Below are 12,274 nucleotides of genomic sequence, written 5' to 3'. Positions count from 1 at the left end.
ATCGGGCCGCTGCTTGTTGCGCCCGATCCTTTTTCATTCAAGCCTGAAGGAGGATCTCCATATGACCGCATTTTTGAAAAATCTGATTAGAAACCGAGTCATGCTGTTCATGGTGCTGCCAGGCGCCATCTGGTTCTTCTTCTTCTCCTACTTGCCATTGGTGGGTACAGTAGCAGCATTCAAACAATATCGTTTCAGCCGCGAAGGCTTCTGGGCCAGTCTGATGAAGAGCGAATGGGTGGGTTGGGATAACTTTAAGTTCCTGTTCAGCACCAACGATGCTTGGCTTATTACTCGAAACACGCTTTTTTATAACCTCGCAATTATATTTCTGGGGCTGGTATTCGCTGTAGGTTTGGCGATTCTGCTCTCGGAGCTGGTCAATAAACGATTGGCCAAATTGTATCAAACAGGTATGTTCCTGCCGTATTTCCTATCCTGGGTTATTGTTGGTTATTTCGCGTTCAGCTTCCTGAGCATGGACCGGGGGATGTTGAACCAGATTATTGGGTGGTTCGGTGTTGAACCGATTCAATGGTATTCAGAAGCGAAGTATTGGCCGTATATCCTGGTGTTCGTAGCTTTGTGGAAAACGATCGGGTACAACAGCATTGTCTATCTCGCTTCCATTCTGGGGATTGATAAGTCGCTGTATGAGGCGGCAATGATCGATGGCGCCAATAAGTGGCAGCAGATTCGGAACATTACGATTCCATTGCTCTCCCCCATCATTATTATTATGACATTGCTGGCTGTGGGACGGATTTTCTATGCCGACTTTGGTCTCTTCTATCAGGTTCCAAGGGATTCGGGTACGCTGTATGCCGTTACGAATGTTATTGATACGTATGTATATCGTGGCTTGAAAACAAGTGGTGAGATCGGTATGAGTACCGCTGCCGGATTGTATCAATCCGTTGTAGGCTTCGTGCTTGTTATCATTTCCAATTATGTTGTGCGCAAAATCGATAAAGATAGCAGCCTATTCTAGGATAAGGGAAAGGAGTGAACCACTGTGGCTCAAATCGTAAAAAAACGTGACTTCCATCATGTATCCAATGGCTGGAACGTCATTATGAATATTTTGGCCGGACTATTCGCTTTAATCTGTGTATTTCCTTTCGTGTTTGTAGTGATCATCTCGTTCACGGACGAGAAAGCACTGGCCCGTGACGGATATCGACTGATTCCGAAGGAATGGAGTCTCGCAGCCTATCAGTTTGTGTGGCAGAGTGGAGACACGCTGCTGCGTGCTTATGGGGTAACCATTTTGGTGACGGTACTGGGTACCATCATCAGTCTGATCCTCATGTCACTGTATGCTTATGCGATATCCCGCAAGAGCTTCCGTTATCGGAGATTTTTCTCCATATTTGCCATACTGACCATGTTGTTTAACGGCGGGATGATTCCGACCTATATGGTCGTGTCCCAACTTCTTCATTTAAAAGATAGCATATGGGCATTGGTTTTGCCGCTCGCAATGAATGCCTTCTATATCATGATCCTGCGTACGTTCTATTCAACTAGTGTGCCGGATGCGGTCATAGAATCCGCGAAAATTGATGGAGCTGGAGAATTCTATACGTTTATGAAAATTGTCATTCCATTATCGCTGCCAGGGCTGGCGACAATCGGACTGTTCAGCACGCTCGGTTATTGGAACGATTGGTTCAATGCGCTGTTATATATCGATAATCCTAACCTTGTACCATTGCAATCCATGCTGATGCGGATCGAGTCCAGCATCCAGTTCATTCAGCAGAACTCGGCGAACAGCTCGATGAGTCTGGCGGCGATGCAATCCATTCCGCAGGATACTTCACGGATGGCTATGGTGGTTCTCGCCACATTACCGATTATTTTCGCTTATCCGTTCTTCCAGCGTTACTTTGTACAAGGTCTGACGGTCGGAGCTGTCAAAGAGTAACCGAATCACTTCTATAGGGTGGAGGTATCGAAGGATGATATACAAGGATAAAAGCAAAACCGTGGAAGAGCGAGTAGAACATCTGCTGAGCTTAATGACCACGGAGGAAAAGGCGGGTCAACTGATCCAGCCTTTTGGCTGGCAGACATATACAAATGATCAGGGGAACATCTCGCTGAATGAATCCTTTAAAGAACAAGTGGAAAACGGGGGCGTAGGCTCCCTGTACGGTGCGCTTCGTGCAGATCCATGGACGGGTGTTACGCTTGAAAATGGACTGTCCGCCAGAGAAGGGGCTGAAGCCGTAAACCTCATTCAGCGTCATGCTGTAGAGCATTCCAGACTGGGGATTCCCATTCTGATCGGAGAGGAATGCTCACACGGACATATGGCGATTGACGGTACAGTTTATCCGGTCCCCCTGCTCTTGGGAAGTACATGGAACGTGGATCTGTACCGTGATATGTGCCGGGCGGTTGCTCGCGAGACGCGTGCTCAAGGTGGTGCGGTAACGTATTCTCCGGTGCTGGATGTTGTACGAGATCCACGCTGGGGGCGTACCGAGGAGTGCTTTGGTGAAGACCCGTATCTCATTGGTGAGCTAGCTGTTGCTTCCGTGCAGGGACTTCAGGGTGAGCGTTTGGACCAAGAGGATGCGGTAGCGGCAACCCTGAAACACTTTGTCGGTTATGGCAGCTCGGAAGGTGGACGCAATGCGGGACCGGTGCATATGGGCTGGCGTGAACTGCTGGAAGTAGATCTGTATCCATTCCGCAAAGCGGTTGAAGCAGGCGCTCAATCCATTATGCCGGCATATAACGAAATCGACGGTATCCCTTGCACGGTTAATACGGAACTGCTGGATGATGTTCTGCGAAAGGACTGGGGCTTTGACGGTCTGGTAATTACGGACTGCGGTGCCATCAACATGCTCGCAAGTGGGCATGATGTGGCGGCAGATGGATTGGAAGCATCCGTACAGGCCATTCAGGCTGGGATTGATATGGAAATGTCCGGTGAGATGTTTGGACAATATCTGGTGCAGGCGATCTCGGAAGGAAAACTTGAAATGCATGTACTGGATCAGGCTGTCCGCCGTGTGCTGGCACTGAAATTCAAGCTGGGATTATTCGAGCAGCCTTATGTGGATGCCGATCGAGCTGCAAAAGTCATTGGCAGTGAAGAGCATATTCAACTGGCACGCCAATTGGCTGCAGAAGGTGTGGTCCTGCTCAAAAATGAAGCTGCAACGTTACCTCTGTCGACGGCAACAGCGGGCCGAATTGCTGTCATTGGTCCTAATGCGGACCAAGCCTACAACCAGTTGGGCGATTATACATCCCCCCAACCGAAGTCCAAAGTGGCTACGGTGCTGGATGGCATCCGCAGTAAGCTTGCCGTTAGTCATAGTGGGCACATGGAGGAAGGTTCAGATGCTCATTTGAATGATGAAGGCCAAGTGCTATATGCTCCGGGTTGCCGTATCAAAGGCGATTCCAGAGAAGGGTTCGAGCATGCGATAGAAACAGCGCGGCAGGCCGATACGGTCATTATGGTCGTTGGCGGCTCGAGTGCCCGTGATTTTGGTGAAGGAACGATTGATCTGAAGACAGGCGCTTCCAATGTGTCCGATAACTCATGGAATGACATGGAATGTGGAGAAGGCATTGACCGCATGACGCTTGGACTCGCCGGAGTTCAGTTGGAGCTGATTCAGGAGATTCACAAGCTTGGCAAAACACTTGTCATTGTTTATATCAACGGTCGTCCAATCACCGAGCCTTGGGTGGATGAACACGCCGATGCCATTCTCGAAGCATGGTATCCAGGCCAAGAAGGCGGACATGCCATTGCAGACATTTTGTTCGGCGATGTGAGTCCGTCCGGTAAACTGACAATCTCCATTCCGAAGCATGTAGGTCAATTACCGATCTACTACAATGGCAAACGTTCGCGCGGCAAGCGATATTTGGAGGAGGATTTGGAGCCTCGCTATCCATTCGGATATGGGCTTAGCTATACTACGTTTGATTACAGCGAACCGAAGCTGAGTACAGCATCAATGACAGCAGACGAGACGGTTACTGTATCCGTGGATGTCACCAATACAGGGGCCTGCAGAGGTGCAGAAGTCATTCAGATGTACGTATCCGATGTGGTCAGCCGAGTGGCTCGTCCAGCCAAGGAGCTGAAGGGATTTGCTAAAGTTAATTTGGAACCCGGAGAGACGCAGACGGTAACCTTCCATATTGCAGCGGAACAGCTGCAATATGTCGGACGTGATCTCAAGCCTGTCGTTGAGCCAGGACTATTCCATATTCATATCGGAAGCCATGTGAACGATACGCAGTTTGCCGAGTTGACGGTAGAGGAGGCGTAAGGAAATGGAACGCATCAGACGATTTATTCGCGAGTTATCTGAACGTCAGTGGTTGGAGCAAATGGAGCTGCGCAGCTGGAACATCACCCGCGCTTATTATAAAGTACCAGGACAATACGAGGATCAAAAGGCTTATCCAGAAGGTGAAGGGTTGAATCGTTTTCCGAGTGATCAGGGAACGACTTATTTCTTCCGTACACGTCTGGAAGTGCCAGCATCCTGGCAGCAGGAGCCATACGGACTTGTATTTGAATCCGGTGGGGAAGGCTTGCTTCGGGTCAATGGACATTCCTATCAGGGGCTGGATCGTAATCATACGTATGTAACGCTCGATCCTTCCAAAATAGGGGGACAGCCTGAGCTAGAGATTGAGTTATTTGATCCGGTGCCTGAGCCTGTTGATCCATTGAATCAGCAGGCGGTTATTCAACCACCGATTACATCCATCAGCAGTTTGTTGGTTCGACCGAATAAACCAGTCCGCAGCCTGATGTACACGGTCACGATTGTGCGTGATTCCGCGGTGCTGCTGCCGGAAAGTGATTTCCGCCGTGTACGCCTGCTGGAAGCGATCTATCGGGCGATGGACCAATTTGTGAGTTTAACAGAAGAGGCTGTCAAGCAGGGGAATGACATCCTCAGCATCGAAGAAAGATTGATCCATGAAGTGCGAGAGATTGGTGGAAACGCCGAAGGCTTGGAGCATATGGTGGGGCAATCGCACATCGATATTGCCTGGCTGTGGCCTGTACGTGAGACGGTGCGCAAGACCAGTCGTACATTCTCCACGGTGGATGCACTGATGAATGAATATCCCGATTATGTTTATTCCCAGAGTCAGCCTTTGTTATATGCTTTTCTGAAGGAACATGATCCCGAGCTGTATGAACGGGTGAAGAAACGCATTGCTGAAGGACGCTGGGAACTGGTTGGCGGTATGTGGGTTGAGCCGGATCTGAACATTCCGAGCGGGGAATCCCTGATTCGTCAGATGTTATATGGTCAACGCTTCTATATGGAGGAGTTCGGCAAAACATCACAGATTGAATGGCTGCCTGATACATTTGGTTATTGTGCTTCCCTGCCTCAGATTTTGAAGCATGGTAATGTCGAGTACTTCATGACGACCAAGCTCGGATGGAATGATACAAACGTGTTTCCATATGATCTTTTCCACTGGGTAGGCATTGATGGCACGTCCATCCTGTCTTATCTCAATCATGGTGTTAACGAGCATACGCTGCCGAAGGACATTCATGATCATTGGCAGTCTTACCGTGAGAAGGCGGCACATCCTGAGCATATGCTTCTGTACGGGCATGGTGATGGTGGCGGCGGAGTGACGCGAGAGATGTTGGAGTACGTGGATCGTTCGGAGTTAATGGTGGGCCAACCGAAGAATGGTTATAGTACCGCCGGAGCCTTTTTTGACGGAATCGAGAAGGCGCAGCCTGATCTTCCGAAGTGGCATGGCGACTTGTATTTGGAGCTTCACCGGGGTACCTATACGACCCATGGCCGCAATAAGCGCAACAACCGGAAGGCTGAAGTGCTTTATCGTGAAGCGGAGCTCTGGAATACCCTTGCGCTTTCAAATATGGATGCACAGCAGGAAGTGGAAGTACGCACTTCCCTCCATGATGGATGGAAGCTGATTTTGCTGAATCAATTCCATGATATTATCCCTGGTTCAGCTATTACGGAATCCTATGTCACTTCGGATGAAGAGTATGTTCGGGTATTTGAGTTAGGTAGAGCAGGCTTGAATCAAGGGATTGCGGCATTGACGAAGGAGATTAACACGCAGGGGCCAGAGGGTTCTGTTCCTTATGTTGTGTTCAACAGCCTTGGTTGGAATCGAAGTGAAGTTGTTCAACTTCCAATGCACGACGGATTGGATCGTTACGTCATCGATGAAGAAGGTCATCGTTTGCGAATGGATCGGGAAGATAGCCAAATCTCGGTTCTGGTAACGGACATTCCAGCATTTGGGCATAAGACGATTTGGCTTGTACCGGAAAATGCAAGGGAAACGAATGTACGGGCAATGGCGAGCATTGCCGGGCAAAAGAAATTTAAAGATACATGGGAAACCGCGTTCTATCAGGTACAGTTCAATGATCGTGGCGAGATATCCCGCTTGTGGGACAAGACAGCAGAACGCGAGATTCTGAAGCCGGGTGAACAAGGCAATCAATTTCACTTTTTCCATGACCGTCCAACGCTCTGGGATGCCTGGGATATCGACAGTCGTTATGAGGCTCAGGTTGCTGGAGAAGTGGAGCTCTTGGAGAAGAGGCTGGTTCTGGCGGGTACTACGAAGGATGTACTTCGCTTCCGCTGGAAGATTCATCAATCGGAAATCACACAGGACGTTATATTCTATCATGACAATCGACGGATCGATTTCAAGACTCATGTGAGCTGGAATGAAGATCATAAATTGCTCAAAGTAGGCTTCCCGATCGATGTAACGACTTCCAAAGCAACCTATGAAATTCCATTCGGTGCATTGGAGCGTCCGACCCATCGCAACACGAGTTGGGAGCAGGCTCAGTATGAAGTGTGCGGACACCGCTTCGCAGATGTCGCCGAGCACGGATATGGCGTCAGTCTGCTCAATGATTGCAAATATGGATACGACGTACAGGGAAGCACGATTCGCCTTTCCTTGCTGCGTGCACCGAGATGGCCTGACCGGACTGCGGATATTGGAGAACATGATTTCACCTATTCCCTGTATCCACATGAAGGCGACTGGAGAAGTGCACATACGGTACGTCAGGCAGCCGAATTGAATCATGAAGTGCCTGTGCATCAGGTGGAACAAATGCAATTGAGGCATCAAGTACAGCAGAGCGCAGGGGCTGAAGCAGGAACTGGAGCAAATTCGACTGCAACTGTGGGACCTGTACGTCAGGCAACCGGAGCATGGATTAATTTCGACAGCCAACATGTCATCCTGGACACGGTCAAACCGGCAGAGGATGGACACGGCACCGTACTTCGTTTCTACGAGTCATCAGGCAAACGCGAAAGCATCACATTACAATGGCCGCATGCCTTTGAGCAAGCATATCACTCCAACGCTCTGGAAAAACCGATCAAACCACTGGCCCATACCAATGGCCAGATTACATTATCTTTTAAACCTTACGAAATACAAACCGTGCTACTGCGGTAAACCTTTTTGAAATATTTTGAGCTATATAGGAGTAAACGTATTTACACGATAACGAAGAGGGCAGAAAGAATTCGAAGAAGTGAAGCTAAAAGCTTTCTGAAAGAAAGCTGCATCGAAAGCATATGCTTCGCCTTTATCCCCGGATTTTACCCTTTAGAAAAGGGAATCAAAAAATCTGGGGATAACAGCGATCGGAGGATATTTCTGACCGCGCAGTGGTCCCGTGTAAATTTTTTGTTTCATCCTCAATAGCTACACCATTCAATTTGTTTAAGGAGTGCACTCATTCATGGAACAATTCAGATTACCCAAAATACCAATGCCACCTGTTGCATTGCCACAAGCCATCCAGGCTGTAATGGAAGAAGCGGAGCAGAAGCTGGCACATCGACCGAAGCTGCTTCAATTATTCAAGAACTGTTTTCCGAATACGATTGAAACAACTACGAAATTAATGGATGACGGCACAACTTTTGTCATCACTGGTGATATTCCGGCTTCCTGGCTGCGGGATTCCGTGGAGCAAGTGGTGCATTACATTCCATTTGCCAAGGAAGATGCAGACCTGCAACGGATCATTGGCGGTCTGATCAAGCGCCATATCCAGTATGTTCATATTGATCCGTATGCCAATGCCTTCAATGAGACAGCGAATGATTGGCACTGGAACACAACCGACGTGACTGAGATGTCTCCTTGGGTATGGGAGCGCAAATTCGAGATTGACTCCCTGTGCTTTGTTATCCGTCTGGCTTATTTATATTGGAAAGAAACTGAATTGACGGATATTTTTGATTCCAGCTTCAAAGCCGCAATGCTCAAAATCGTGGATTTGTTCCGGGTGGAGCAGCATCACATGGAGAAATCACCATACAGCTTTACTCGCAATAACGGCATTGCTACGGATTCGATCCGCAATAATGGACGAGGCATGCCTGTCAATTATACAGGCATGATCTGGTCTGGATTCCGTTCCAGTGATGATGCTTGTGATTTCCACTACAACATTCCCGGCAATATGTTTGCCGTTGTTGCCTTGCGTCAGATGCAGGAGTTTGCGGAGTGGGTATTCCGTGACATGGCACTTCTACAGGAACTTAAGGATCTGGAAGCTGAAGTAGATCATGGTATTCAGCTTTATGGTATTTACCGACATCCTGAATTCGGACCGATCTATGCGTATGAGACCGATGGCTTCGGCAACTACTGCCTGATGGATGATGCGGGTACACCGGGACTGATGTCCATTCCGTACCTTGGCTACGTCACAGCGGATGATCCAATTTATCAGAATACGAGACGTTTTGCGCTGAGCAAAGAAAACCCGTTCTACTATGAGGGTAAAGTTGCCAAAGGAATCGGCAGCCCGCACACTCCGCCGGATTATATCTGGCATATGGGTCTGTCCATGCAGGGGTTAACGGCCCAGTCTGCTGAAGAGAAGCTCGAAATCATTGGGATGCTGGAAGCAACGGATGCGGATACAGGATATATGCATGAAGGTTTCCATGCCGATGATCCGACGATTTTTACGAGAAAATGGTTTGCTTGGTCCAACAGCCTGTTCTCCCAGTTGGTTTATAAATCCATGAAGGATGGTCTGCTATGAGCAGCGCACAGGTGAAGGGAACCAAACTGATTATTTTCTCTGATCCAACGTTTCCGGTGGAAGGCACTTTGCCAACGCAAGGTGCTCTTGAAGAATGGAAAGCATCCGAAGAGATCATTGTTGTGGGCGCGGATGAATTGGCTTCGGCATTGGGCAACTCGGCTGGTGAGGGATGTTTCTTGAACCTTCATGCGCCTTATTTTCCTAAATCTGCGTGGACCGAAATTGCAGCTTTCCTTCATAAGGGCGGAAGTCTGATCAGTGTCGGGGGTGCACCTTTCAAACGTCCTGTACGCAAAGAGAATGAGGCATGGGTAACCGAGTCGGAACAAACGGCGTATCACCAGGAACTTTATATTCATGAGGCGTTAAAGGTATCCGCAGCCAAAGTGGATGAACTAACTTCATCAGAAGATATTCCACTCCTTGCAGGTAAAGAAGGACTGTTCGAGAGTGCGGATACCTGGAATCTGGTCCCCCATACAACCAAAACAAGCGATTTGCCACACCAGATGGGTTCATCTGGTCCGATGAGCACGCAGATCTCTCCCTTGCTGCGAGGCCGCAGCAAGGATGGACGCAGCATCGCTGCCCCGATCGTATTGTGGGAAAACTCCCGCAGTACGTTTGCCGGTTCACGCTGGCTGTTTGTGCATCTGCCTTTGACAGCTACCTTCTGGGAACAGAACGGAGCAGCCGAAATGGTGAATTGGGCACGGTATTGCGCCAAAGGTGTGACCGAGCTATCTCTGAAGCCGAACTATGCTTCCTATGAACCGGGTGAACGAGTTTCACTGATCCTCCAAACCCAAATTCTACAGCGTGCAGGCAGCAGAAGAAGTGAGCCTGAGGTGTGGACGTTTGATTTGACGGTTGAACGGGAGAATCACACCAACGGCACGGTAGAGAAGGTATGGAATCATCAACTGGAGCTGGAACTTTCAGGCGAACAGCGTTTTGAACGTATTCTTCTTCCGGTTTCAATCGAGAGCGGGCTGTATCGAATCGTCGGTCGTGCTCAGGCACCTGATGGAGAAGTTCGCATACTGCGGCAGGGCTTCTGGGGTCAGGACGCAGCGTTGTTGGCAGAAGGAGAAGTCATTACACGCAGCAGAGATTATTTTATCAAAGACGGTCGTCCGCTGCCTGTTGTTGGTATGACCTACATGACCTCAGACGTGGCACGGAAATTCCTGTTCCTTCCCAATGCGGATGTTTGGGATCGGGATATGGCACAGATGGCGAAAGCCGGTATTAACTGGATTCGGACCGGAATTTGGACGGCCTATCGCAACATGATGCAGGTGGATGGTCACATGTCCGAGGATGTACTGCGCGCCATTGATGCGTTCCTGTTAACGGCCAAACGGCATGGCCTTCAAGTAACATTCACCTTTTTCTCCTTTACACCTGAGACGTGGGAAGGAACGAATCCGTATCTGGACCCGCAGAGCGTAGATGCACAGAAACGCTTCATCCGCAGCATTGTTAGTCGTCACAGACATTCCACACATGTGGACTGGGACTTGATTAATGAACCGTCGATGTTTGATCCTGTGCGCATATTCTCTGATGGGCCACGTTCGGCAAGAGATTCATATGAGCAGCAGGCGTTTATCGAGTGGCTTCAGCAGCGGCATCAGACGATTGAAGCGCTGCAGGAGGCATGGAACATGTCACCTAAACAGCTCCCGGACTTTACCGCAGCACTCATTCCAGAACCGGAAGAGATCAATTTCGATGTACAGGACATGCACAAGGCTAAAAAAGGTACAAGATGGCTGGATTACTGTCTCTTCTCGATGGAGATGCATAACGTTTGGGCTAGAGAACTTGTAGGCACGATCAAGGATCTCGTTCCTGATCATCTGGTTACCGTGGGACAGGATGAAGCTCTTGGGGCACAGCGGCCGTCGCCGTTCTTCTATGAACAGGAAGTGGATTATACAACCGTGCATTCCTGGTGGCTCAACGATGACCTGATCTGGGACGGCATTTTTGCGAAAACACCACATAAACCGAATCTCATTCAGGAGACAGGCATCATGTATGTGGAAACTCCGGATGGACGGGCTAAACGCACAGAGGAAGAGCTTCACAGCATTCTGGAGCGCAAATACGCCTATGCCTTCTCGACGGGTGGTGCCGGAGCTGTGCAGTGGATATGGAATACGAACTTCTACATGGATAATGCCAATGAATCTCATATCGGGGCGCTGCGGGCGGACGGTACGGAAAAACCAGAGGCTGATGTGTCTTATGACTATGGACGATTTATGGAACAAATTCGAGACCTGTTTACTGATCGTGAGCTGGAGGAAGTTGCAGTGGTCTTCCCGTATTCCAACGACTTCTCGAACCGTGCCCTGGCCTACGATGCAACCACAAAGTTGACCCGTGTGATGGCTTATGAGCTGAAGCAGCCATTCCGGGCTGTATCCGAGTATCATCTGGAAGCGTTGAAGCAGCAACCACCGAAGCTGATCATGGTTCCGAGTCCGCACAACATGGACAGCAATGCGTTAAGCGAGCTGCTGAACTTCGCGGAAAATGAAGGAGCAACGCTGCTTATCACTGGGCCGCTCGGGTTGGATGCTTATTGGAAGAGAAGTGATCGGGCAGATCATCTTGTCGGCCAGCGCAGTCTGGGCAACGTACAACGAGAAGAAATGCTGAATATTAACGGGGTGAATCACCGCGTCACGTATGGTCGTCGCCGGATTGCCGAGGTGGCGAAGGAATCGTTGCTTCATACAGAGAATCATACACCTGATGAAGTAGTAGTAATGCCATTAGACAAAGGCAAGTTGATCTGGAGCCCGCTGCCGCTGGAGCTGAACGGCCGGGATGAGCCGCTGGCTGACCTGTATCGATATGCGTCAGAAGTGGCTGGCATTGAGAATGAACTGGAATGGATATCTGGCGGTGACCTTGCAGGAATCTACGGCCGGAAGCTTTGCTTCCCGAAAGGAAATCTGTACGTATTTGTATCAGAGTTCGCTTGGGATCATGAGGTGAAAGTCAGAGATAAGCGGACCGGGGTTCTGTATACGTTCCTGTTGGAGAAAAATCGCTCTGTGCTGTTTGCCACAGATGCTGCCGGACAGCTGCAAGCCGTATATCGTCCGGATGAAGTAGAGATTGTACAACAAGAGGTAGAGGGGGAATAAT

General features: G+C 49.3%; 6 protein-coding genes. All 6 read left to right on the top strand.

Translation table 11 applies throughout. The features are described 5' to 3' along the window. The first annotated feature begins 61 nt into the window (after positions 1-61). The 6 genes from MHB49_RS28455 to MHB49_RS28430 all read left to right on the top strand — a co-directional run bounded on the left by MHB49_RS28455 (position 62) and on the right by MHB49_RS28430 (position 12,273). Entirely contained in the window at positions 62-991 is a 930-nt protein-coding gene (locus MHB49_RS28455; protein WP_247899245.1) for a sugar ABC transporter permease, read from the top strand. A gap of 84 nt (positions 992-1,075) precedes the next feature. Beyond that, a complete protein-coding gene (locus MHB49_RS28450) occupies positions 1,076-1,930 on the top strand; it encodes a carbohydrate ABC transporter permease (RefSeq protein WP_205525065.1) in 855 nt (284 codons plus the stop codon). A gap of 34 nt (positions 1,931-1,964) precedes the next feature. Continuing rightward, complete coding sequence (locus MHB49_RS28445) at positions 1,965-4,310, top strand: glycoside hydrolase family 3 N-terminal domain-containing protein (RefSeq protein ID WP_405153859.1); 2,346 nt, start codon at positions 1,965-1,967, stop codon at positions 4,308-4,310. 4 nt (positions 4,311-4,314) lie between these two features. Next, the gene (locus MHB49_RS28440; RefSeq protein WP_405153858.1) at positions 4,315-7,494 is read left to right on the top strand and encodes an alpha-mannosidase; all 3,180 of its coding nucleotides are present in this window, start codon (positions 4,315-4,317) and stop codon (positions 7,492-7,494) included. 289 nt (positions 7,495-7,783) lie between these two features. Then, the gene (locus tag MHB49_RS28435) at positions 7,784-9,103 is read left to right on the top strand and encodes a glycoside hydrolase family 125 protein (protein ID WP_405153857.1); all 1,320 of its coding nucleotides are present in this window, start codon (positions 7,784-7,786) and stop codon (positions 9,101-9,103) included. Next, positions 9,100-12,273, top strand: a complete 3,174-nt coding sequence (locus MHB49_RS28430) for a beta-galactosidase (protein WP_405153856.1) — start codon at positions 9,100-9,102, stop codon at positions 12,271-12,273. Before MHB49_RS28435 ends, MHB49_RS28430 begins: the two co-directional genes overlap by 4 nt. Position 12,274 lies beyond the last annotated feature (1 nt).

The sequence above is a fragment of the Paenibacillus sp. FSL K6-0108 genome (assembly GCF_045040695.1).
In the GTDB taxonomy this organism is placed as follows: Bacteria; Bacillota; Bacilli; order Paenibacillales; family Paenibacillaceae; genus Paenibacillus; species Paenibacillus pabuli_B.
This window is presented reverse-complemented; position numbering and strand designations above follow the sequence as displayed.

What these genes read in the sequence shown, in the direction of transcription:
- MHB49_RS28445 (WP_405153859.1), top strand. Translation starts at nt 1,965, where the DNA reads ATGATATACAAGGATAAAAGCAAAACCGTGGAAGAGCGAGTAGAACAT.
- MHB49_RS28430 (WP_405153856.1), top strand. Translation starts at nt 9,100, where the DNA reads ATGAGCAGCGCACAGGTGAAGGGAACCAAACTGATTATTTTCTCTGAT.
- MHB49_RS28450 (WP_205525065.1), top strand. Translation starts at nt 1,076, where the DNA reads ATGAATATTTTGGCCGGACTATTCGCTTTAATCTGTGTATTTCCTTTC.
- MHB49_RS28455 (WP_247899245.1), top strand. Translation starts at nt 62, where the DNA reads ATGACCGCATTTTTGAAAAATCTGATTAGAAACCGAGTCATGCTGTTC.
- MHB49_RS28435 (WP_405153857.1), top strand. Translation starts at nt 7,784, where the DNA reads ATGGAACAATTCAGATTACCCAAAATACCAATGCCACCTGTTGCATTG.
- MHB49_RS28440 (WP_405153858.1), top strand. Translation starts at nt 4,315, where the DNA reads ATGGAACGCATCAGACGATTTATTCGCGAGTTATCTGAACGTCAGTGG.